The sequence below is a fragment of the Paenibacillus phytorum genome (assembly GCF_013141715.1).
In the GTDB taxonomy this organism is placed as follows: Bacteria; Bacillota; Bacilli; order Paenibacillales; family NBRC-103111; genus Paenibacillus_E; species Paenibacillus_E phytorum.
In genome coordinates this window covers 16,711-40,220 of sequence record NZ_WHOA01000184.1, presented here as the reverse complement: position 1 = coordinate 40,220, position 23,510 = coordinate 16,711, and the positions used below count along the sequence as shown (strand labels likewise).

Genomic DNA, 23,510 nt, shown 5'->3' with positions numbered 1-23,510 from the left:
TTCATGCCATGGCTTATCTAAATCAGCACGCTTTTGGAGCGAAATTAAGCATGCAGCTCTTGGCTGAAAAACTTGGCATCAGTAATTCTCAACTATCCCGCCGATTTCAAGCTGCATACAGATACTCCCCAATTGAATATGTAACCTTACTTCAACTCCAGAGAGCAAGGTCATTACTGATCGACACAGACCATACAATCGATCATATCGCTGAGCAATGCGGTTACCAAAACGGCTTTTATCTTAGTCGGATTTTCACCGCTAAACTAAAAATAAGCCCTTCGGCTTACCGAAGAACTTATCGATTTTAAAAAATACGGTTACCATTTAAGCCGGAATCCCATATTCCCCATGGGGTTCCGGTCTTATCACACTACACTTCCCCCTGCAACCGCCCATCCCGAAACCGCACAATCCGCTTCGCCTGCTGCGCAATCAATAAGTCATGCGTAATCAAAACAATCGTCCGACCTTGTGCATTTAATCTCTTTAAAATGTTCAAAATCTCCACACCTGTCTTCGAATCCAACGCTCACGTAGGCTCATCCGCCAAAATGATCGACGGATCTCCTGCCAACGTTCGAGCAATAGCAACACGCTGCAAACGCTATGGGGCTTCTCCACATACACCATGGAGTATATCGGAACGATCCAAATGGGTATACAGGAAAACGAAAATAGGTTAATTAATTTCCATAAACTTCAAACTCGGATTGCGTCGCTGTGAAAGTATGCGTAATCGTTGGACTTATTGTTTTCCCGCTTACAATATCTACCCAACTTGTACCATCATAATATTGCACCTTATATCCGGTTGTCCTGTTCAAGCTTTCGTTGATAACAACCCGATTGAATGTTTTGTTTGAGCCAAAGTCCATTTGGAGCCACTCGTTAACACCTGTTCCAGATTGTGGAGCCCACTTGGTACTTGTACTTCCATCTTTCCCATTATTCGGCGAATTTGAGAACTGTCGAACTGTCTTTACACCATACTCCGGTCTTTACTTGGATTAACTTTGTAATATCTCTTGTATAGTTTACTGAAATAAAATATATCTTGAACACCGATTCTATCGGCAATTTCACTAATGGCGAGTGGAGTTGTCCGTAAAAGCAACCTTGCTTGTTTCATGCGAACCCCTTCCACATATTCAATAACGGATACGCCCTGATGCTCTTTAAATAGTTTAGAGAAATGAGATCGACTTATGTTAACGTGATTACTGACATCATCCAAAGTGAATTTGTTTCGGTATTGTTCATGGATGTAGTTTAATGCTTTGACAATTTCTATCCGATGTGTGCCCAAATAATGATATTCATTTAGCCATCGTTCAAATATGGATTTATAATCAGTTAACCGAAAGGCTTGTTTGTGGCTTATTTCCGATTTCAAATCCTCCGGGACAGCAAATCCCTTTTTCTCGATAAAAGTGATCAGGAATTTTAAATCTTCTTTAACCGTACTAGGCGGACGCTTTAAATAACGGATCAAATCAAAAAAGGACTCGATCCACATCGGCAAATTTGAAATTGCCGTGTAGTTGTTATCGTTTTCCATCTCCATGTTTTGAAAAAAAGAATACAAATCTATATCTTTGCTTGTAAATTCGCACTCATTTGGTGAAATGAGGCACGCTGGCGTGCAGTAAAATAATTGTCTCGTATCGCTGATCGAATGACGGACCATCTCAAATAATGAATCTAACGTCGTGAAATCATATCCCGTTATTAATGAAGATTCCAGTTTTAAAAATTGCTGCAACGCAAGCTGAACTTCTTCCATTTTCTCGGTGTGCTTCTCCCTATTGCTTTCACCGAAATCCAGAAGTATAAATCTAGCGTTTTCTAAATGAAATAATTCATTTTTAGGATGAAATTGTTTAATGACTTCTACGGCTACATTCATAAAAGCGTATATGGCAATATCTGTCTTTTTGTTAAATTTTGCTTCACACCATTCAGAAAATCGGTCCACTTCAAGCAGTGTAAACATCGACTGGGGTTCCTCGAACTGGAAGACTTGGACATTTAATTTCAATGACCTCTTTATCAATTCTGCCGAATTAATACGCTGCTGCTGCCATTCATAAAATAATGAATTTTGAACCATTAACTGTTCATTTGAGTCCAAACGTCCTTTGTCCGAACCTTGATTTCGCGAATCTTCGTAAGCCTGATTTAATTCGGAGACCAGGCTTTCCTTATTGATGGTTGCTTTAAGCAAATAATTTTTCGCCCCATAACGCAATGCCATCTGAGCAAGGTCAAATTCTGCATAGTTGCTTATTACAATTGACCATAACCGGGGATAGAGAATCTTACACTGTTGTATCAACTCTATACCATCCACGATAGGCATGCGAATATCTGTCAGCATAATGTCCATTGCGTTATTCTTTAATACATCTAATGCATCTCTACCATTTTCCGCTTCCCATATCTCAATGCCACTGTCCTCCAACATCCACTTTATGTGTTTACGGACAGGCGCCTCATCTTCTACTATCAAAAGCTTCATCCAAGCGTCAGCTCGTTTCATCTGGAATAAATACCCGAATGCAAGTCCCTATAGATGGGGAACTCTGAATATCAATATAGGCGGATCCCCCATAGTGAAGCAACAAACGATCTTTTACATTCGCTAACCCAATGGATTTTCTCGATTTTTGTGTCTCCCTATTTATAAATCCGTCTCCATTATCTTGAACGGTTATCTCCATTCCACCCTCTTTAAACTGTGCGAATATTTGAATCCATCCGGTTGGTTTACCAGCAAAAGCATGTTCAAAACAATTTTCTAAGAGTGGCTGTATAAGCATACGTAATACAACCTTTTCCATAGTCTCCTCTTGAAAATGAATATTGACTTTATATTCGTCACCAAATCTAGCATTTTGTATCTCGATATACCTAAGTAAATACTCTTTCTCTTCTTTCATCGTCCAATGAGAATTTTCCCTATATAATTGCTGTCTTAAAAGAAAAGAAAGAGATAGTATTAATGAACTTATCCTTTGCTGTGAGGTGGAGTCGGCAATAAATCGAATCGTACTTAATGTATTTAATAAAAAATGCGGATTCATTTGTTGCTGAAGCATTTGCATTTCCAATTTCCTTTTTTCAGTAGAAGCCAGTTCAAAGTTTTTACGAGAGGTCGTCAGATTATGGACCAATTGGCGAAGTATTTCTGATAATTCAACGATTTGGTAATCGGATTGAATGGATATCGTTAAATTGGGTGAATTCGATGTTAATTGCTTGGATAAGGATCGTATTTGATTAAATATTTTTCTAGTTGTCTGAAGTACCACTGCCATAATTCCAAAATAAATAATTAATATCACTACAATCGTCATAAACACAACAAAACTAAACAATTTCAACTGGTTGTTTAAAAAATCCGTACTTTCCAATTGATATAAGTACCAATTCGTTGGATTTAACTGCTTCATGCTGTGAGTACTCGTGCTTTTCGATATTTTCTCTACTGTTTGATCACCATCTATTTGAGTTGAAAACAAACTTTCGTGATTTTCATTTTCAATTACATAATGTCCCCCATCGTTTTTTAGAATATTTTGTATATATGAAATAGGGATAACGATTGAGATCATCCCCTTTTTTGTAGCAGTTCCGGGGTTGAACAGCCAGCGTGTGAATACAATAAAGCTTGCGGAATCTCCATTTATTTGAGGACAGTCTATCATAGACCATTTGAAACTATAAAAAATATCAGCTTCTTCCCAGTCCATAATTGTTAGAACCCGTTCCTGCAATTGTTCCTTTCTTAATCCCAGCCGAGATGTATCCGATTGATAAATATTGCCGTTGTTGTCACGTAGAATGACCGCGTATTTTTCATTGAGAAAGAAAGCATATTGCAGCCTTTCTATCGCTTCTAAATAAATTTTATTTTTCTCAATATCGTAAGGATCCTTCACGTCAAGTGAACCTAAAAATTGCCTATCGTTAATAAATAGATTTGTAGCCATAAATATTCTTTGAAATAAATCTTGAACACGAGAAGATGTTTGTTCCATCCTGAATTGATTAACCTCGTTCATCTTGCTCACCAAAGTTTGCTCGGTAAATCGATAAACAAAAAAGAGTACCAACGATAAGGGAATGAAAACGGCCACTAGCAAAAAAATTAATCTGCGCTGAACCGATTTAGGACCTGGATACCGTTTGTGACCCCACAACATCATGCTTCTTCTCCTTGTAAAAGTTCTATGCCCGCCTCTAATCAGACGGGCATAGAAAGTTACTTATTTATTTTTTTTGATCTTGAATCACTTTGTCGACTTTTTGCTTAATATTTTTCAAAGTATCATCCACGGATACTTTTCCAGTGTAATATTGTGTAAGTTGATCCAAGAAGGTTGCTTCATATTCAGATGGCGCGCCAAAAACCGGCTTTTCTGCGACATTAATCACTTCAGGATCACCGCCAAACAAATATTTGATTTGTTCCACAGTGATTCCGTCATCTTTTAACTTGTCAGCTAGATCTTGGAAGTACTTGTTCGCATCGATCTTATTATACATTGGAAGCGTTCCCGTACTCAAGGTGTAATCCGCGACGTACTCCTTAGCGAATATCAACGCTTCTTTGGCATGCTTTGAATTTTTGGGAACCGCCAAAGAATCGATGCTTGACCAGTTCATATGCTTGCCAGCCATTTCTTTAGGCACCGGCATTGGTGCAATTCCAGCTTTCCATTCACGCGGGAATTTATCTTTTTTCGTCGCAGCTAACTGTGCATACCATTGGGCACCAACAACCATTCCGTAATTACCGTTCCAGTAGGATAAGAAATCTGTATTGTTGGAGATATATTCCGCTACTGGCATTGCTGCTTTCTTCACATTGATAACATCATTCATCCATTCTAAGCTGCGTTTGAATTCCGGTGCATTAATATTGCTCAATCCATCTGAGGTATAGAACTTGCCGTCAGTTAATTGACTGCCGAAACCATAGTAGTACATGCCCCAATTGTTATAAAACATACCGTATACTTTGTTTTTTCCACTTTCATTGTTCGTTAGTTTCTGAGCGGTGACGGCGTATTCGTCCCAAGTCATTGGCACTTTAGGATCGGGGTATGGAATTTTAGCATCATCGAATACTTTTTTATTATAAAAAAGCATCCAGTTATTTTGTTGAATAGGAAAACGATAATATTTCCCATCTTTATCCGGTTTGAAATTACCGAAATCTTTACTCATATCTACGCCAGCTTCTTTGGCTGCTTCATCAATTGACATGAGAAATCCCTTATTAATCGCATCAAACTGATCTACGCCATTGCCCCAGATTAAATCAACGACAGAGCCGCTAGCCAGCATGACATTACGTTTATTAATATATTGTTCATGGGGGACTGAGATCGGATCAATCATAATATTCGGGTACTTTTTGTGAAAACGATCGATAAAAGCTTTAAACTCAGGTGTATCCATATACTCAGAAATATTTAATACCTCAAGTGTCACGCTGGCCTTTGAGCTTGCATCTGTATTCTTAGTATCAACAGCACTTGTATTGCTTGGCGAACTGCCTTTGGAACTGCAGCCTGCTGCCATGAAAACCAGCATACAGGACGCTGCGATAACGGACAATTTTTTGATCATTTGTGTTGTTCCCCTTTATTTATTTTATTTTTGTACAATTTAATTATAGAGTAAAATGAATTCGATATTGAATGGAATAAACGCTTGGCTCATTTGTAGAATTGTCTGTTCTTTTATCCTTTTATTCCTGAAGAAGTCACACTCTCGATAAATTGTTTTTGTAGAATCAAAAATACAGTTAATACAGGTACAATAGCAAGGCATGCCAGCGCCATTTGTTGTGCATAATCTTTACCAAATTGAGTTTGAAAACTTTGTAAGCCCATTGGTATTGTATAAAGATCTTTAGATTTCAAAAAAATCAGGGGCTGATAAAACTGATCCCAGATCATAAAAAAACTGAGTATGCCAAGCGTAATCAATGGAACTTTAGCTAAAGGTAGTGCTACTTTCCAAAAAGACCGTGTAATTCCGCTACCCTCCATGTAAGCAGCACTAATTAATTCACGAGGAAAACTTAAAAAAAATTGTCTCATCATGAAAATAGATAAAATATCCAAAATATTCGGGATGATTAATGCCCACCTTGTATCCAATAAATGAACAAAACGAAATGCAATAAACTGTGGTAATAAGGTAAGCTGATACGGTACAAATAATGTCATTAAGAACAGGAAAAATATGGATCCAGAATACTTGAATTTTAAAAAGCCAAATGAATATCCACCAAATGCAGCAATAATTAAACGAAATACAACTGAGAAGACGACAACAAATATAGAATTGTATAACCAAGTTAAAAAAGGCGTGTTGAGCCAAATGTTTCTGTAATTCTCGAAATTCAATTGTCCCCAATGGAAGAAGACAAATGGCTTTTCAAAAACTTGGCTTTCAAATTTAAAAGAAGTCGATACCATCCAAAGAAGCGGAGTGATAAAGATTAGTCCGATTATGATAAATATAAGTGATCTTATACCTTGCCCAACATTAAATCCATTTTCCACAGTTATCCTCCTCCCATTTATGTTATTGATAAAATACCCATTTCTTTTGTGCAATCCAATTGATCCAAATTAACAATAAGGTTATCAAGAAAAGGAACACACCGATTGCAGATGCATAGGAGAAATCAGAAAATTCAAAAGCGGAACGATAAATATAATAGGTAAGTGTGGTTGAGCTGAATGCAGGTCCACCTTTAGTCATTAAAGCCATTTGATAGAAAGCTTGCAGCCCACCGATAATTGTGATCAGTAGAAGAAAAAAGGTAGTTGGCGAGATTAATGGTAGCGTGATATGTCGGAATCTTTGCATGAGATTGGCCCCATCAATTGAAGAAGATTCATAGTAGTCGGTTGATACTGCTTGCAATGCGGCTAGAAATAAAATGCAATGATAACCAACGTCTTTCCATGCTCCGATGATAGCAAGAACAGGCAATGCCCAATGTGTATCCACCATGTATTGCGGAGGTGTAGAGACACCCAAGCTCATAAGTAAACTATTTAAAGGTCCTTGCGTTGGGTGCAAAAACACATTCCAAACGACTAATGTTGCTACATAAGTGGTGATATAAGGAATAATGAAGAATGTTCGGACCAAACCTCTCATATAGAGTTTGGCATTAAGGATTAAAGCCATTGCAAGTCCAAGTACAAGGGTCAATGGGACATAAATCACCAAATAAATGCCTGTATTTTGAACTGATTTCCAAAAATCTTCTTCATGAATCATTTTGCTATAATATTTCAACCCCTCAAACGAAAAATCCCCTGACATGAGGTCTACTTTATAGAAGCTCAAGAAAAAAATTCCTAGTATCGGTAACAAAACAAACAGGAAAAATCCGATGATACTAGGAATTGCGAATATGAAACCCACTTGCTTTTCGCGTCTCTCTAATGAATAGCCATGGCGAAACTTCTTTTTTGCAGGATGAGTAAGTGTATTGATCTTCTCCACGGGTTGCCTCCTATTAAATTGATTGAATAGTTATATTATCTACTATTTCAGATGGACCCGGAATGGAGCAAATGCTTTACTCATTTGTATTATTGTCTTATTTGCCAGGGGTAGCAAGCCAAAACAAAAAGAACACGATAGCCCATATTGGGTTCCGTGTTCTTTGTTTGTGAACTACAAATTTTTCTCATAGGAAACTGACGATTCTCATCATTCATTCAACATGGTTACCAACTTGTTATCCCTGATTGTCGGATTGATCATGAGGTACTATGACGGTAACAGATTCAACCGTTTTGTTGCCAGCTTTATCGGTAGCTGTATACGTGATGGTATAGATGCACGACTTCTCCGCACGTAAGCTAAAGGAAGTGGCCGCTGTGCCGAAATTGGCCTGAATGTCGCTTTGGTCGCTATCTGGTTGATTGCTCGTTATGGACGTTAATACCACGGATTCAACGTCCGATGTATCATCACTAGGATTCAACGTGGCATTGATCGTAACCATTTTATGATTCGCTGGCCAAATCGACGTCTTATCTAACTGGACGGAAAGAGTTGGAGCTGTCTTGTCAACTTTAAATTCGACGGTTTTGAGATGTTCTACATTTCCTGCCTGATCCTTGCTGCGGTATCCGAGCTTATAAATTCCGTCACCGAAAGCTGGAATGGAGCCGGTGTAAACGACCCATTCACCGTCATTCACTTGGTATTCCGTTGTTACGGAGCCTCCGTAAACACTGGCGCTTACAGATAAGTTTACGGTCACATCCGTCGTGTACCAGCTGTTCTTGCCGTTAGGCGCAGCCGGACTTAACATTGCGGTGGTTACAGGAGGAACCCCCTTTAATACGTTAAGTACGAACGTCCTTATGTCCGAAACAGTACCTTTTGTGATCGTTGCTAATAGCCTAACAGTCGCATCTGATTCGAAAGATAACGGGCGGGTTACCGTACCGTTCGCGTCGATGACAGATGTAGCGTCACTGCTCCATGTAATTATTGTCCCGTTCGCACCGTTCGTTATCAAATGAACGTTTTTCGTTACACCTACTTCGCTGTCACCTTCCGCGTAGCCGATAGCAAGACTCGCTTTATCCAATGCGACGTCCATCTGATCGGATTCAATCTTAATCGATGTGGATCCTTGTACGCCACTGCCGTCAGTGGCCGCTGCAACTACTTTTACTGTACCTCCTTTTATTGCCGTTAGTAATCCATTGGCATTTATAGTCGCTTTATCCGTTACTGTGATACCATCGGCCTCGAAGACGTTCCATGTTACTCTGCTGCTTGCATCTGCAGGGAGGACGTTGGCCTGCATTTGCAGCGTACCATTCACGGAGAGCGAATTTGCACCGCCTGCGCCATGTACAGAGATCGATGTAACTAATGACTGTCCATTAATGATCAATTCCGTTATGTTCGGTTCTCTTCCCCAACCATTTGAATCTATTTGAGTGGCAGTGATATAAAGCCTTATTTTTTGTGCAGTAATATTTACGAAAGAATGTGTGACCGACGAATTTATCGTTGTTCCAGTTACAATATCGACCCAACTTGATCCGTTATAATATTGCACTTTATACCCGGCTGTCCTGTTTAAATTTTCCTTGATTGTTACTTGATTGATCGTTTTATTTGTTCCGAAGTCCATTTGAAGCCACTCATTTACTCCGGTTCCGGACTGCGGCGACCATTGTGTGCTAGTGTTCCCATCTTTCGCTTTGCTGGGCGTAAAATCTGAATTATATTGACTCGATGCAGTTGCATCTGCAATTAAAGAAAGATTTTGGAAGTTTTGAGGCACACGTTCAATATTCAATTCGGCAGCAGACGCAAAGCCGCCATGTCCACGGGTAGCTGTCAGTTTCACATAAGTTGCTGATACTGAATTAAAAGTTGCGATCTTTTCCGCTTTATCATCCGCCCACGTTCCGGATACTGCATCCGTAAACGTTACACCATCCGTGCTTGTAGAAATCGTGTAATCCATAATATTACCATTGGATTCACCATTTTGCCTTGGCAGGTACCTTAATTTCGTAATGCTGTAGGTCCCCCCAAGATTCATCGTTATGGATTGAGGAAGATTGGCCATTGGAGACCATTCAGTATGCCAGATCGTTCCATTGTCCCCGTCAAGCGCTTTGCTTGCCTCATTACCGCTATGTTGGCTGGTTGCAGTGGCTGTCATTTGTGATTGAGGGATGTCGTTAGGATTAGGAACTACAGGAACATAATTGTTGTTTCTTGTTACCGTAAAACCTTGAGACGTGTCAATTGTGTCGGTATTCGTATACATATAGGACAAAGTTATACCTTTGGTTACCCCACTCTGTGCAAACGTATTTCCTGATATAGTTACATTTTTTGAACCTTTTGCATTGATCTGAACCCCCCCTTCCTGAGCGATGTTATTGGTAAAGTTGAATCCGTTGACGCTTCCTGCAAAGATCGAGGTGGTTCCTCCCGTCTTATAAAATGAATTACCGCTAATACTGATGTTGCTGTGCACGGTCTGATCAGGGTTCGTTGAAGGCGCGCTAGGCGATATGTCTATGACAGAATTTCCATTGTTATTGAATGCATTATTGCTTATAGTTACGTTCCTGACCATACCGGATTCATACCAACTGCTGGCATCATCGGCAATCAAGATCGCACTCATTTCCATTCTGTTGAATCTATTGTGATCAATTAGAACATTCCCGCGAGTCGTTACCAGGATGCCTCTTGTAGGAATGGATTCAAAAGTTGAATTGCTAATTGTGACATTCGGGTTCCACGTTGCATTTTCCACAAAGTAATCATTAACGGTTATCGAGCTTGGAACATTTTTATCAAGGGTAAGCAGGATATTATTATCATCTACTCGAGTCACACCAATTACGATAGCGCTGTCATAGGATAGAAGTGTTGAACCCTTTATAAAATCGATACTGTCATTAACCGCAAAAGCATCAAATCCCCAGCTCTGCGAGTGCTTAAATCTAACCTTGATCTGGTTGGAGGCCGGTTTGTCGACAATTTGTAGATGAGTACCGTGAATATTGATCGGATCATCATGTGCTCCGAAGAAGTTGGAATTGTTTACCGTTATTTGGCCTTTGCAACCCGAAATTTGCATAAAATCGGCCATAGATGCATTTGTCCGCCCACTTCCCGTTTTCGGTGCGAAATTTAATTGATCAAAGGTAAGATTTTCACTATACTGCCCTACGATGCCTAGTCCAGGAGCAGCGTAGAAGTTTACCCCTGTCCAGGTTACATTCTTACTCCTGTAAATAAAAGCACCCTGTTCTTTGCGAACGTCGTTTCTAAGCTGATAGACGTGTCCAACGGTTACGTTTGGGGCGCTGGTGTAATTAAATCTTACTCTCCTGTCTCCTAGATCCTGCGCGCTAGAATAGTTCGCAAAGGGATTGGACGTTCTCCACGTCTTTTTCGTATTCGGATCGTACTCCTGGACTTGTGTGATGTTTGCGTACCCTCTGGCTACCCAATTGTCTGCAGCAGCGCCATTGCTGTCAACCTCTCCTGTCCAACCGAGCTTATTGTTTACGATCTTATACAAGGAATCCGGATGAACATTCATTTCAATATAATTGCTGCCAACTGCTGCCACCGTCATTTCGGACATAACCGGCCGTTTGAAATCAAAGCTAATGTTATTCATGTTCACATTTACGGCATTGTCAAATACAATGGGCGTCATCACGCCGTGGAACATCAGCGTCGAATCGTTTCCCCGTATCGTCAAGTCGTTGATGTTATTAATCAAAAGTCCGACCTTTCTCCACCCTCCTGGCGTTTGTGTTGCAGTCGATGCATTGGAAATATAATATTGAGCATCCACGGCAGACGAATCCTTAAAGTTATATGTCGCTGTCGGAAAATCCAAAATGACTGGTTTCGCGGCATTTTTGGCGGCTGCAATAGCTTCATTAACTGCGGGACCCGCATCATCCCCGGAATAAGTAACGGTGATGACCGAATAATTAACACCACCAATTGTTTCCGTGGTTTGGGTATAATTTGCAAAAGCAGCATTTGCCTTCGGTGTCTGAATAACGATTGTGAAAATAACTGCAAATACAGTGAGAATCAGATACGTAGAAATTGAATTTTTTTTCATTTGAAGCATGTTAAACATACTTTTTTCCACCCTTCTTTTTCCTGAAAATAATCTCAACTCGAATTTGCTGCATTTTCCATAGAGAAGCCTCTGGCTGAGTTTGTCCCCCCTTAGCTAAACAAGTTTATTGTAAGCATAAATAGATTATAATCCATTACAGGTAAAACGCTTTGTAATTTTAGCTGAACCTATTTGTAATTTGTTATCATCTTACAAACCCGAATAAATGCGCTTGCGTGAGAAATTTAATGTTTATTTTGATGAAGGCAGTCCATATGTCTTTTTTCTATACTCCGCCTCTAGATTGCATCACTTGGTTTGATTTGTAAAATTGTCTGCACAATACTTCCTGATTGTTCACTGTCTCTTGGCCTTGCACTATGAAGTGCGCAAAAAAACCGCCATATGAATAGGCGGTAAATGTAGGACACATCTTTACGTGTTTTCTTCAATGAACGCAGATGCATAAGAATCTCATTCTCAATACAGCGAGCCGCGAATGTAGCGAGCTAGGTCCCTTTGTTCGGCGAAAACGATTCAATGGCTTTGATCAAACCGATGGTTCCGATCGAGATTAAATCCTCGAGATCTTCTCCTGTGCTGTCGAATTTTTTGAGGTTGTGAACACGAAGCAACGTAATGTTCTCTATAAAGCGGAGCAATGAACTAAAACCTGCCATCCATTTCGCTTAACAGGAATAAATATTTCCTTCCTGCGTGATGACCTTTAGATGAGAACATTTAATCTAACGGCAATATTTCTCCCTTAATGCCAGCGTATATTGAATCGATTGCTCTACGCCTTTATTTTGATCTTCAATCATTTTTGCCAAAAGTTCTTCTGGCGGGTAATAATAGTCCTCGGGTCTAATGATATTTAAATCATAAGGGGGCTTTTCAACTTTAAATGCTCCCTCACCAACTTCAAATACACCTCCGGTTCCCGGTTCTCTTTTGAAAGACACGGAATACGGGAAACACATTTCCACATTGATACGGGTAAGTGTCGATTGTTCTACCAGTATTTTGAAACATTCCTCTGTATCAATATTGCCAGTTCCTATAGGAACTCCACATACCCGGAAGTCCTCGCCGTCATGAATAATGATGTGGTCTTTAAAATGGGTCGTAAATGCATACGGCGCCAACTTCCTGACAGCGGCGACCGGATCCTCCCATGCCATCATGCCGTTACCGATATCGCAGTGCGCGCCAACCCAAGGGCTGTCCACATCTTTGATGATTTGAATGACTTCATCCGCAATCTCTTCCTCATGATTTTCTACGGCCAGTCGAATTCTGTATTTCTTCAGCAACGGGACAAGCTGCGCGATGTCTTGCGGAGCTCTACTCAATTTATCCGGATCATAAACGCCCATACAAGCGTAAGTCCGAACGACGTCAGCTCCTATTTGATGAGCGGCTTCTATCACTTTCGTTAGATGGACAGGATCCGTACCGCTCGTATCGATCTCAGCAAAAAAACCATATTTCTGTATTTCGTTTCTTACTTTCGCCAAATATTCGGGATCAAATGATTCAAGAACCCCCCACCCCGGCAGCCCCGGCCATGGGTTAATATTCAGCATGACACCGTCTAATCCCAATTCGGCTGTCTTGCGGATAAATTGAAATACATCCATTTTGCCAGAAATGAACTGCAAGTGATAACTTTCAGTTTCCAACCCGATTTTCATAATCTCTCCTCCGTATCCTATGACATCCTTATTACGCCAATAGCTTTAATCCAATGGCAGCGATAACGACCATGCTAATAAACAATAACCGCCGCCAATCTTTCGATTCGCCATATATAAACATGCCGATCAGCGTGCTTCCTACCGTTCCTATTCCTGTCCAAACCGCATATGCCGTACCCATGGAAATGGTTTTCATCGTTTGGGACAGCAGAAAGAAACTTAATGAGAAGCTGACGGCTAGCAGGATAACTGTCTTCCAACTTTTGTTTTTGCTCAGTTTGTTCAGACTCACAGCCCCAGCGATCTCAAAAGCGCCTGCGAGAATTAAGCAAATCCAGCCCACTACGCCCCGGCCCCTTCCTTCTCGGATTGTTCCGTTATCATTTTAAGTCCGATAACACCGGTCAGCATTAAAAGAATGAGTGCTAATTTAGCCCAGCTAAACGTTTCTCCAAACACGAGCATCTCGACGATGACGGTTTCAAAAGTGCCCAGCCCGGTGAAAACCGCATAGACCGTTCCGACGGGCAGTTTTTTCGAGGAACGAATCAGCATATCAAAAGTAATAAAAATCGCGGCAAGCGTTCCTATCCATGCCCAAAGGCTATCCGCATGCTTCAATCCGGTTACCCAACAAACCTCAAATAAACTCGCTATCAGAACAAAAAACCAATCTCGTCTCATCAGTTTTGCATCTTCTTCCAAATCAAGTCGCCGTTCACCATAACGATATCCCCGACAGAATTAATGATTAGATCGGCTAACTCCCTCAGCTCGGCAGTCCCGCTAACACCGGAGAGAACACCGATCGCGAGTCCCGCCGAACCGTTCTTCGCAAATTGAAGATCGACGACCGTATCGCCGGCGACAGCCACTTCTCCCGCGCTAATATTCGCAATTTCGCAAAATGCTTGAATCATGCTTGGATTCGGTTTTTTCTCGAAATAATCCGATGTGCCGATAAAATCAAAATAACCTTGAATGCCGATTTTATCCAAAAAGAACTTCGTAGAATCCCGGTCATCCGCTGTTGCGATGCCCATTTTAATACCATGCCGGCGAAGCCGATCCAGTAAATTCGGCAAATCCGCTGTCGGCTTTAGATTGTCCCGATTGGCTTTGGTCAAGCTGTAAAGCTCATCTGTCATCCAAACATCCAGCCCGTCCAGTTTCTCCTGACTTACATCCGCTTTCGTCAGCTTCTGAACAAACGCCCCGTATATATCCTGTGTAGTGCCGCTGGCCAGAAACCCCCTCGGATCTACTTTATTGTCATGAAGCCCGATAGAAATGAGCAAATCGTCCTTCAACTCCGGGCAATTGGCGATTTCTAGCTTTTCAAGCAAACGATCCGCTAGCTGCGTAGCCACCAAGACCCAACTGGAATAAAAATCCATTAAAGTTCCGTCTTTATCAAATAAAATCCCTTTAATCTGTTTCACTTGACAATCTCCTCATCCGCTGTTACCCATTCGATATTCTCCAAAGAAAAGTTCCACGATTGCGGCGCTTGTTGGTCGCAAACGATCACGTTGATCTGGTCAAGCTGCGCGAATTTGCACAATGCTTCAGCACCGATCTTGCCATGATCCGCAATAATAATTTTTTCTTTCGCCACCTGAATCATCTTGGCCGAAATCGACGATTCTTCCAGCGTATATTCCATAACACCCGAAAGGGAGATGCCTCCCGGCGAAATAAAAGCTTTATTTACACAAAACAGATCCAGCATTTTTTCACAAACAGATCCACTCGTTGAATACTGCTCTTCATTCAATTCCCCGCCTAACAGAATCACTTTTCCGTGAAATAAACCTTGATTTAAAGAATCCAATAGCGTATGCGACGTAGGTACCGAATTGGTCAGAATGGTGACCTTATTGACGCCGCGGAGAGCGTGAGCCATTTCAAGGATCGTGGTCCCTCCTCCCATGACGATCGTATCTCCGTCTCTTACCAGCTGCGCGGCTTTCTGAGCCACTTTCTTTTTGTTTTCCAGACTAACATCTTTGCGTTGATAGAACGACGGTTCACCCAGTTGAAAATTAATTTTGACAGCTCCGCCATGCACACGTTTGAGCAGGCCTTCCTTCTCCAGCATATCAAGGTCGCGCCGGACGGTTTCCATCGAAACGTCCATCAGTTTGGCTAATTCAGCCGCGTTCACTTTACCGTAAGCTTGTAATCGATCAAGAATAAAGTTTTTTCTCTCTAACGACAAAACCGACATGACGATCACCCTCCTCTATTCTAACAAGTTGCACGCTGACGCCGGAATCCACACCTTAATGAACAATTCCTCATCAACAGCGTTTTTATGGGGAACATTCAGCTCATCCACCCACAAGTTTACATCTAGTGCTTGAATCTCATAGCGGCGCACATTGCCGCGAACCGTTCTACTTTTCACGGTCCCTTCAAGCCATAGGCCAGGCTCCTGCTGATCGTACAACACATCTTGCGGGTGCAGCTCCATAACCTCCGGACGAATGGCATAGCTTCCGGGCTTGAAAGATTGTCCAGTTAATCGGGAAAGTTCACGATCCGTCAATACGTTATAGCTGCCGATAAAGCGGGCCACAAATTCGTTTTTCGGGGAAGCGTAAATATGCTCCGGCTTGCCTTGATGAACAATCTTTCCGCCATTCATAATGAAAATACGGTCAGAAATCGTCATCGCCTCTTCCTGGTCATGCGTAACGAATATCATCGTCATCTTCAATTCCCGCTGAATGTTTCGCAGTTCGATTTGCAGGTTTTTCCTGATTTTGGCATCAAGAGCGCTTAAAGGTTCATCCAGCAGCAGAATATCCGGTTCCGTGACGATCCCTCTAGCAAGCGCTACACGCTGCTGCTGCCCGCCGGATAATTGATGCGGATAAGAGGATGCTTTATCGGACATATGGATTAACTCGATCACTTGGTTGACCTTAACGGCTATCTCGTTTCGAGGCCATTTTCTCATTTTCAGACCGAATGCAATGTTATCGAAAACAGTCATGTTCGGAAACAGGGCATAGGATTGAAAAACCATGCCGACATTTCTGCGCTGCGGCGGAAGCTGGGAAATATTGTTTCCGTTAACGCTGATCGTCCCGCCATCCAGCTTTTCCAACCCGGCGATGGAACGCAGCAGCGTGCTTTTCCCGCAGCCGCTTGGTCCCAGCAACGTAACAAGCTCCCCTTTTTCTATCTGGAGAGAAACTTGCTTCAGTACAGTTGAATCCGCGTATTGCTTCATCGCTTGATCGATTTGGACATAGCTCATGATACCTTCTCCTTGATTTCATCTATCTTACGGAAGCGTCTGCCTAATCTCAGCATCAACCACGAAATGGCCGCTACCATTAGAAAGTACGTAATTACAATGCTGCTGGCCAAGTGGCCGTTTTCATTCAAGCGTCTCATTAAATAAATTTGGATCGTTTCATAATATCCGCCGATGAGAAAATTGGCCAGGACGAATTCGCCGATCAGGATCGAGAATGATAATAAGGCAGACACCAGCATGCCGGTTACCATGTTAGGCATAATAACGAATGCGAAACCCTTGATTTTGCTTGCTCCCAACACTTCAGCGGCTTCCATTAGCCTTTTAGCGTCAATCGTTCGCAAGTTGTTTCGGATACCTTGATACATATAGGGAAGAACGAGTACGTAATACGCTCCGATTAAGATCCATATTGTCCCTGACAATAAGATCGGCCCGCTTGAATACACCTTGATTAATCCAACGGCCGCGACCACCCCCGGAACAGCGAAGGGGATCATGACAAGCGCCTGCAGGACACGCTCCATTTTAGGCAAATACAAGAATACGACAAAGATCGCGATCGACATGGTAACTACACTTAGGACAAGTGTAATTGCAGAAACAAGAAGCGTACGCCCGACTGCTTGTAAAAATCGGGGATCCGTATACAAATTCTCATACGCACTGAACGTATAGGATACCGGGAGAATCGTGTTATGCCATTCTTTGGCGATCGAATACAAGAACGTTGCCGCAAGCGGCAGGAAGAGATATAGAAAAGTCGCTGAAATGATCATCGTGTGAAGCCATTTTTTCTTCATCGCAAATCTCTCCTGATCCGTCGCATCATACGTTCATTACACCACATCGCCATGACCATCATCAATCCTAATATGACGGCCAAAGCACTGCCGAGTTGCGGTCTTGTGGCAACATCTCCAGCTACAAGCGCACCGATGCGGATAGGCAGCAAATTATAGCTGCCCCCCACTAAAGCATAAGCTGTTGCATAAGCACCCATTGCGTTGGCGAGAAGAATGCTGAAAGTACCGACGATGCTGGGCAATATGACGGGAAATCCGATGCGCAGCCAAAATTGAAAGGGCGATGCGCCAAGTAACGCGGCGGATTCCCGCCACTGTCTTTGAATGCCTGAATAGGCCGGATAAAGCATCAGAATGGCTAACGGCACCTGGAAATATACATACACAGTCACTAAACCGCTCCAACTGTATAGATTGAACGAGCCTGTAATATTCCAACCCCATTCTTTGAATAGGAGCGTAAAAACTCCGCTGTTGCCGAGCAAAATAATGAAAGCAAAGGCTAGTGGCACGCCGGAAAAATTGGAAGTCAAATTGGAGAAGGTCACCAACATGGACTGCATCTTAGCAGGCATTCGCGTCATGGAATATGAAGCGGCGATTGCGATCGCGATACCGATGCAGCTGGCAATTACAGAAATGAGCAAGCTGTTCAGCATACCTTTTGTATAATAAGGATTGGTTAAAGCCGTTATATACTGCTTAAACGTATACGTGATCCCGTCATCCGCAAGAAAGCTGTCGCGGATCATGGCAATCAGAGGCAGCAGCTCGAACCCGACAATCAGAAGGGCAAACGGAAGCAGAGCAATGACGGCGAGCAGCGTAACTTTGTGATTCATTCGGACAAACCTCACTTCTTTTTAATCCGTCACTTGATGTTAACCAAAACTTGTTCTTGCCACAGCTGCGGAATTTTTTTGGATGTTTCATCCCATAATTTAAAATCCGTGATCGGTTTCGCATTTCGATACTGTTCGTTAGGAATCAGCTTCTTGGCGACATCTTCCGGCAATTTGACGTTACTGCGAATCGGACGGGCATAGCCTTTGGCCAGGTTGATCTGTCCCTCGTCGCTCAAAATATATTCGCGGGCAAGCTTCGCGGCATTCGGATGAGGCGCATACTTGTTAAGGATGGTTGTATATCCTCCAATGATGCTGCCTTCTTGCATGATGTTAACGTCAAAACGATTCGGATCGATTTGGTCTTTAAAGCCGAGCGACACAAAATCCCACAGAATCGCAACTTGCACTTCACCTTTCTCCAAATCGGCTTTGGTTACATCTTTCGTAACCAATCTGTTCTGCTTGGCCAATTTCGCAAAGAAGTCCAATCCGGGCTGAATGTTGCTCTCATTGCCCCCATGCGCAACCGCCGCTGCCAGTACGCCCATTTGCGCTTGCGATGACTTGGTGACATCTGGAATCTGAACTTTATAATTGCCTTTTTCAATATCTTCCCATGTTTTTGGTGGATTTTTCACCTGCGCTTTATCGACAAGCACGGAGATTGTACCTTGATAATCAACCAGCCAATGGCCGTCTTTGTCCTTCGCCCAATCCGGGATATCGTTCCAGTAAGACGTTTTATACGGCATGGTCACGCCTTTTTGCATGGCGATCGGTCCGAAAGCCATCCCTACATCTCCAATATCCGCCGTTGGATTGTTCTTTTCAGCGTCAAATTTGGCGATTTCCTCTGAGCTTGTTAAATCCGTATCCGAATGAGTTAATCCATATTTGGAGGTGATATTGCCCCAGGTTTCTTTCCAGTTGGCCCAGTCATCGGGCATCCCGACACTGACAACCTTGCCTTCCTGCTTCGCCAGGTTTTGAATTTCTTCCAAAGTCTGTTCTTTGGCCGGAACCGGAGTACTGGTCGCAGGAGCGGATTGCTGAGGCGCGCCGCAGGCAGTCATACTCAGAGCCATCAAACTAATGATCAGGACTGATTTCAATGATAGATGTTTTTTCATAATGAATCCCTCCGAATTTTGGGTATTTGTGCGTTTTTGTTGTTTTTATCAACAAATCAATTGTATAATCGCAACGTTAACCACAAATCAAATAGGTGTAAATGTTTTGTAAAGAAAAAAGACTACTTTTCGCCCGATCTCATTCATGGGAAAAGTAACCTTTAAAGTTTGTGAAGCTGTCGTTTATTTCATGTATTCGCTATTGTACGTTTCCAATTCATAACTTTGTCGGAATAATGCTCATTTTATTGGTTAAATTAATCAAAATTGGAATGTACTTGGATGGAGTCGAATGAGGAATCTCATAAGGAAATTGTTGTCGAACAATCACGAAGTTGTAAAAAGGGCACATATGAAAATGAGTGTATATCCCCATTTGCAACAAAATATGGAATACATTCAAGACCAATTGTTTCATTCTGGTGATCTGAAATACCGGAGTATTAAGTTTAATCAATTAGATGGTCTTATCGTCTTTTTAGAATCCCTGGCTGATCAACAGAGAATTCAAAAAGAAATTATTCAGCCTTTAGAAGAAAAAAAAGCAGGAACCGTGGATGAACTCATTACTTCTATGGGGATTACGAAAATATCGGATCTGGGCGAGGTGCCACACGCCTTAGTTCAAGGGAAATGCTTATTGTTATTTGAAGGTCAAGTAGAGGCCTTTATTATCGATGTAACAGCAAATTATAAACGGAGTATAACAGAGCCAGTAAATGAAGGGGTCGTTCGCGGCGCCCATGATGGCTTTATCGAGCACCTAATTACAAATCTGTATCTAGTTCGAAAGCGTATTGAAAATCCGAACTTGGTCGTTCGGTATTACCAGGTTGGAAAGACAACCAAAACAAAGTTGGCTCTTCTCTATATGCAGGATCTGGCGAATCCGGATTTGGTCAAAGAAGTGGATCATAGACTCGGTTCCATTGCTATGGATACCACGATCTCCCCAGGAATCATTGCCGAGTTGATTGCAGACAACCCGTTTTCTCTATTTCCACAAATTTTATTTACGGAAAGACCGGATCGGGCGACAGCTCATCTCATGGAAGGCCGTGTAGTTATTTTATCTGATGGAGACCCGACTGCGCTGATTTTGCCAGTGACTTTCTTTGCCTTTTATCAAAGCCCGGATGATTATCATAGCGGGTGGATAGTCGGATCGTTCATACGTTTGATTCGTTTGGTGAGCTTTATCATCGCATCTCTCGTACCTGCTTTATATATTGCGATTATTGGCTATCATCCAGAAATTCTCCCATCAAATTTGATTTATACCGTAAAAAGCAGCATAGACAGAGTTCCCTTTCCACCTATTGTGGAGGCATTACTTATGCAAATTACCTTAGAGGTGCTACGTGAAGCGGTGGTTCGTTTGCCGAGCCGAGTAGGTCAAACCGTCAGCGTTGTAGGCGGCCTGGTTATCGGTGAAGCGGTAGTTCGAGCCGGATTGGTTTCATATCCCATGGTGATCGTAGTCGCTTTAACCGCTATTTCGTCCTTTGTGGCCCCTTCTAGTGAAATAAGTACAGCCACTCGCATCCTGAGTTTCCCTCTCATGATTCTGGCCTCGATGTTCGGCTTGATCGGTATCATGTACGGCTTGTTATTTATCTTAATTCACTTATGTAAATTAGAGTGCTTCGGTTCAGCCTATTTTGCGCCGGTAATGCCGCTTCGAATCAAAGATTTGAAAGATGCATTAGCACGTTTTCCAATCTGGAGCTTAAATCAGCGTCCTCATGACCCGCATCCGAGAAAATTAACTCAAGAAAAGAATTCAAGGAGGTGGGAACATGATGATCCCGGAAAAGAGTAGAATTACACAGGGACAATTTATGTTTTTTGTCATTCAATCTCAAGTGGGGGTTGGAATCTTATCGCTTCCTCATAAAATGCAGGCTATAGCCAAGGGAGGAGGATGGATATCAACATTAATCGCCGGATTAGCCGTACAAGTGATTATTTTGATTCTATGGGCGCTATGCAGGCGTTATCCATCCGATACGATCTACGGTTTTTTACCCAAAATCGCCGGCAATATTTTGGGGAATCTGCTTGGCCTTGTTTATATCGGCTACTTTCTATTATCCGGGGGAATGGTCTTAGCCTTATTTGCCGATGTCGTGGGAAAGTGGGTGCTCCAAAGCACCCCTAGATGGGCGTTATTAATTCTCACTCTTCTCACCTGTATGTATTTGGTTAAAGAAAACCTTAGAGTGATTGCCAGACTGTTTGTCATCTCTTCGTTAACGATCATTGTCATGGTGTTACTATCCATGTTCGGTTATTCCAATGTGAACTTCAGCTATATATTTCCTATTACTGAAGCTGGATGGGGAAAAATCATCGCAGCTGCGAATGAAGCATTATTTCCTATGGTTGGATATGAAGTGATATTGGTGATTTATCCATTCGTTGAAGGGAAGAGCGGCGGGAAATTAAAAGCAGCTTCTTTAGGGAATATGGTAATTACACTTTTTTACACATTTGAGGTGTTTACAAGTTTAATTATATTCAGCCCTGCGGTTATGCCCTCCGTTCAAGAACCTTTACTGTATATGCTGAGAGGTTTTTCTTTCCAGATCATTCAGCGGATCGATTTAATTTTTTTATCTTTATGGATTTTTGTTGTCAGCACTGCCATTGTCTCTTGGTTATTCATGGCAACAATAGGTTTGGGCAACCTATTTCACCGGGGAGAACATAAAAAGGCAGTCCCCTATGCCGCAATCATTCTATTTATCCTGGCTATGATTGCTCAAAATCCTTCGATCACCGACTTTTACGATCGCATGAATAAGATTTCTCACTATACGCTTGTAGTTGGGCTTCCTTTGATTTTGCTTATCTTCTCTTATCTTAATAGAAGAAGGATGGTGTAAACCGGATGAAACGGGTAAAAAGGATCTGCTCTTCAAGCGCGGTTATTTGTGTTCTTTTATTGATGATTGGATGTTGGGATCAAGATCTTTTACAGAGTGCCCGTTTGCTTTATGCAGAAGGGTTCGATCTCGAGCAGAATGGAGAGCTTCAAGCCACCTTTGTTATACGGGACGTTCCCGCTAGCGAACAACAGAGCCCTAAAAACGATATTATTTTCACGGTCGGCAATACGGCAAGGGAAGTCCAAGATAAAGCGGATGATATGATGTCCCGGCATCTTCGTAATTACAGAAATCGCGTAATTCTCATTGGAGAAGAACAGGCCAAACAAGATATTTATCCGATACTCGATTTTTTTTACCGCGACCCTAAGAGTGCTTTAAATGCGAGGTTCGGGGTGGCGCAAGGAAAAGCGGCGGACATACTTTCTCTTAAAAAGGTAGGGAATATCTTAATAGGAGAAGAAATTGAAGAACTAATCAAGAGCAAAGAAGAAACGACATCCATTCCTAAAGTGAGCATTGAAACGATTTACTCTGTCATGATGGACCCAGGAGAGGATTTTGTTCTTCCATTTCTCACGGAAAAAGGGAAACGAGTCGACGTTTCGCGAATTGCTATGTTTCATAATCAGCAATTTACAGGGACACTAAGCCCTGATGAATCTAGCATGTATTTATTTATGAAGGGCAATAAGGGGAAGATAGCGAGATTCACCAGAGAACTAAGTACTCATAAGGGGCATCAAAGCGGTCATGACTTTATAACCTTTAATGTAGAAAAATCAAAGCGAAAAATGAAGGTACTGACTCAATCGGGCGATAAAATCATGGTTACGCTGGAATTAAAATGGAAAGTAAGTATCGATGAATATCCGAAAGATCACTTAAATGATAAAAAAATGGTCTCACAACTAGAGCAGTTTCTTTCTAAAGAGATGACCCATCTGGCAGAAGAAACGCTTGAGAAACTGCAAAAAGCCCGCTGCGACGGATTAGGTATCGGCCGACAACTATTGGCGTTCCATCCCGATATTTGGAAGAAGCAAAAGGAAGACTGGGGGAGCAACTACCAAAAAGTGAATTTTGTTACTGAGGTTCAGGTAGAAATCACAAAGAAAGGGATTATTAGTTAACCTAGACATCCGCCTGCTTGTTCCACATGTCTCAGTTCTCCGAGAATCTGA

Annotated in this window: 19 protein-coding genes and 3 pseudogenes; 4 read left to right on the top strand and 18 right to left on the bottom strand. The window is 42.0% G+C overall.

All coding sequences use genetic code 11. The features are described from left to right. Positions 1-311: helix-turn-helix domain-containing protein (locus GC098_RS26410; protein WP_216625434.1), on the top strand; the 311-nt coding region annotated here is incomplete at its 5' end. A 62-nt stretch (positions 312-373) separates the two neighbouring features. Here the strand turns inward: GC098_RS26410 and GC098_RS26405 are convergent. The 18 genes and pseudogenes from GC098_RS26405 to GC098_RS26320 all read right to left on the bottom strand — a co-directional run. After that, a pseudogene (locus GC098_RS26405) lies at positions 374-601 on the bottom strand (macrolide ABC transporter ATP-binding protein); the annotation flags it as partial. Between the two features lie 85 nt (positions 602-686). After that, positions 687-950, bottom strand: a pseudogene (locus tag GC098_RS26400) (discoidin domain-containing protein); the annotation flags it as partial. A 32-nt stretch (positions 951-982) separates the two neighbouring features. After that, positions 983-2,521 (bottom strand): response regulator transcription factor, encoded by a 1,539-nt coding sequence (locus GC098_RS26395; RefSeq protein ID WP_171646185.1) that lies wholly within the window; start codon positions 2,519-2,521, stop codon positions 983-985. Positions 2,522-2,528: 7 nt separating this feature from the next. Then, a complete protein-coding gene (locus GC098_RS26390; protein WP_171646184.1) occupies positions 2,529-4,211 on the bottom strand; it encodes a sensor histidine kinase in 1,683 nt (560 codons plus the stop codon). A gap of 64 nt (positions 4,212-4,275) precedes the next feature. After that, entirely contained in the window at positions 4,276-5,640 is a 1,365-nt protein-coding gene (locus GC098_RS26385) for an ABC transporter substrate-binding protein (protein ID WP_171646183.1), read from the bottom strand. A 113-nt stretch (positions 5,641-5,753) separates the two neighbouring features. After that, entirely contained in the window at positions 5,754-6,584 is an 831-nt protein-coding gene (locus GC098_RS26380) for a carbohydrate ABC transporter permease (RefSeq protein ID WP_171646182.1), read from the bottom strand. A gap of 22 nt (positions 6,585-6,606) precedes the next feature. After that, entirely contained in the window at positions 6,607-7,542 is a 936-nt protein-coding gene (locus GC098_RS40320) for a carbohydrate ABC transporter permease (RefSeq protein ID WP_171646181.1), read from the bottom strand. 238 nt (positions 7,543-7,780) lie between these two features. Beyond that, positions 7,781-11,680 carry a discoidin domain-containing protein gene (locus tag GC098_RS26370; RefSeq protein WP_171646180.1) on the bottom strand — a complete coding sequence of 1,300 codons (3,900 nt, stop codon included), beginning with the start codon at positions 11,678-11,680 and terminating at the stop codon, positions 7,781-7,783. A gap of 425 nt (positions 11,681-12,105) precedes the next feature. After that, positions 12,106-12,360: pseudogene (locus GC098_RS26365) on the bottom strand (sigma factor); the annotation flags it as partial. Between the two features lie 66 nt (positions 12,361-12,426). After that, positions 12,427-13,377, bottom strand: a complete 951-nt coding sequence (locus GC098_RS26360; protein ID WP_171646179.1) for a sugar phosphate isomerase/epimerase family protein — start codon at positions 13,375-13,377, stop codon at positions 12,427-12,429. A gap of 31 nt (positions 13,378-13,408) precedes the next feature. After that, on the bottom strand, positions 13,409-13,723 hold the full coding sequence (locus GC098_RS26355) for a DMT family transporter (RefSeq protein ID WP_171646178.1): 315 nt from the start codon (positions 13,721-13,723) through the stop codon (positions 13,409-13,411). Beyond that, entirely contained in the window at positions 13,723-14,064 is a 342-nt protein-coding gene (locus GC098_RS26350) for a DMT family transporter (RefSeq protein ID WP_171646177.1), read from the bottom strand. Before GC098_RS26350 ends, GC098_RS26355 begins: the two co-directional genes overlap by 1 nt. Then, complete coding sequence (locus GC098_RS26345; protein WP_171646176.1) at positions 14,064-14,822, bottom strand: HAD family hydrolase; 759 nt, start codon at positions 14,820-14,822, stop codon at positions 14,064-14,066. Before GC098_RS26345 ends, GC098_RS26350 begins: the two co-directional genes overlap by 1 nt. Beyond that, positions 14,819-15,610: a DeoR/GlpR family DNA-binding transcription regulator gene (locus GC098_RS26340; protein WP_171646175.1), complete on the bottom strand. Its 792-nt coding sequence runs from the start codon at positions 15,608-15,610 to the stop codon at positions 14,819-14,821. Before GC098_RS26340 ends, GC098_RS26345 begins: the two co-directional genes overlap by 4 nt. A 15-nt stretch (positions 15,611-15,625) precedes the next feature. Continuing rightward, positions 15,626-16,648, bottom strand: a complete 1,023-nt coding sequence (locus GC098_RS26335; RefSeq protein WP_171646174.1) for an ABC transporter ATP-binding protein — start codon at positions 16,646-16,648, stop codon at positions 15,626-15,628. Beyond that, entirely contained in the window at positions 16,645-17,454 is an 810-nt protein-coding gene (locus GC098_RS26330; protein ID WP_171646173.1) for an ABC transporter permease, read from the bottom strand. The genes GC098_RS26335 and GC098_RS26330 overlap by 4 nt, the downstream gene beginning before the upstream one ends. Next, entirely contained in the window at positions 17,451-18,299 is an 849-nt protein-coding gene (locus GC098_RS26325; protein WP_171646172.1) for an ABC transporter permease, read from the bottom strand. Before GC098_RS26325 ends, GC098_RS26330 begins: the two co-directional genes overlap by 4 nt. Before the next feature lie 29 nt (positions 18,300-18,328). Next, on the bottom strand, positions 18,329-19,435 hold the full coding sequence (locus GC098_RS26320; protein WP_171646171.1) for an ABC transporter substrate-binding protein: 1,107 nt from the start codon (positions 19,433-19,435) through the stop codon (positions 18,329-18,331). Between the two features lie 388 nt (positions 19,436-19,823). Here GC098_RS26320 and GC098_RS26315 point away from each other — a divergent pair, with 388 nt between their 5' ends. From GC098_RS26315 to GC098_RS26305, 3 genes are read left to right on the top strand one after another with little or no spacing between them, the layout of a single operon-like run. After that, positions 19,824-21,257 (top strand): spore germination protein, encoded by a 1,434-nt coding sequence (locus tag GC098_RS26315; RefSeq protein ID WP_281367130.1) that lies wholly within the window; start codon positions 19,824-19,826, stop codon positions 21,255-21,257. Beyond that, complete coding sequence (locus GC098_RS26310) at positions 21,235-22,323, top strand: GerAB/ArcD/ProY family transporter (RefSeq protein WP_246358987.1); 1,089 nt, start codon at positions 21,235-21,237, stop codon at positions 22,321-22,323. Before GC098_RS26315 ends, GC098_RS26310 begins: the two co-directional genes overlap by 23 nt. A 5-nt stretch (positions 22,324-22,328) precedes the next feature. Further along, positions 22,329-23,459: a Ger(x)C family spore germination protein gene (locus GC098_RS26305; protein WP_171646169.1), complete on the top strand. Its 1,131-nt coding sequence runs from the start codon at positions 22,329-22,331 to the stop codon at positions 23,457-23,459. Positions 23,460-23,510 lie beyond the last annotated feature (51 nt).

Excerpts from the sequence above, each read along its gene's own strand:
- GC098_RS26325 (WP_171646172.1), bottom strand. The coding sequence starts at position 18,299 with ATGAATCACAAAGTTACGCTGCTCGCCGTCATTGCTCTGCTTCCGTTT.
- GC098_RS26340 (WP_171646175.1), bottom strand. The coding sequence starts at position 15,610 with ATGTCGGTTTTGTCGTTAGAGAGAAAAAACTTTATTCTTGATCGATTA.
- GC098_RS26385 (WP_171646183.1), bottom strand. The coding sequence starts at position 5,640 with ATGATCAAAAAATTGTCCGTTATCGCAGCGTCCTGTATGCTGGTTTTC.
- GC098_RS26320 (WP_171646171.1), bottom strand. The coding sequence starts at position 19,435 with ATGAAAAAACATCTATCATTGAAATCAGTCCTGATCATTAGTTTGATG.
- GC098_RS26360 (WP_171646179.1), bottom strand. The coding sequence starts at position 13,377 with ATGAAAATCGGGTTGGAAACTGAAAGTTATCACTTGCAGTTCATTTCT.
- GC098_RS26395 (WP_171646185.1), bottom strand. The coding sequence starts at position 2,521 with ATGAAGCTTTTGATAGTAGAAGATGAGGCGCCTGTCCGTAAACACATA.
- GC098_RS26315 (WP_281367130.1), top strand. The coding sequence starts at position 19,824 with ATGGAATACATTCAAGACCAATTGTTTCATTCTGGTGATCTGAAATAC.
- GC098_RS26335 (WP_171646174.1), bottom strand. The coding sequence starts at position 16,648 with ATGAGCTATGTCCAAATCGATCAAGCGATGAAGCAATACGCGGATTCA.
- GC098_RS26330 (WP_171646173.1), bottom strand. The coding sequence starts at position 17,454 with ATGAAGAAAAAATGGCTTCACACGATGATCATTTCAGCGACTTTTCTA.
- GC098_RS26305 (WP_171646169.1), top strand. The coding sequence starts at position 22,329 with ATGAAACGGGTAAAAAGGATCTGCTCTTCAAGCGCGGTTATTTGTGTT.
- GC098_RS26310 (WP_246358987.1), top strand. The coding sequence starts at position 21,235 with ATGATGATCCCGGAAAAGAGTAGAATTACACAGGGACAATTTATGTTT.
- GC098_RS26370 (WP_171646180.1), bottom strand. The coding sequence starts at position 11,680 with ATGAAAAAAAATTCAATTTCTACGTATCTGATTCTCACTGTATTTGCA.
- GC098_RS26390 (WP_171646184.1), bottom strand. The coding sequence starts at position 4,211 with ATGATGTTGTGGGGTCACAAACGGTATCCAGGTCCTAAATCGGTTCAG.
- GC098_RS26350 (WP_171646177.1), bottom strand. The coding sequence starts at position 14,064 with ATGAGACGAGATTGGTTTTTTGTTCTGATAGCGAGTTTATTTGAGGTT.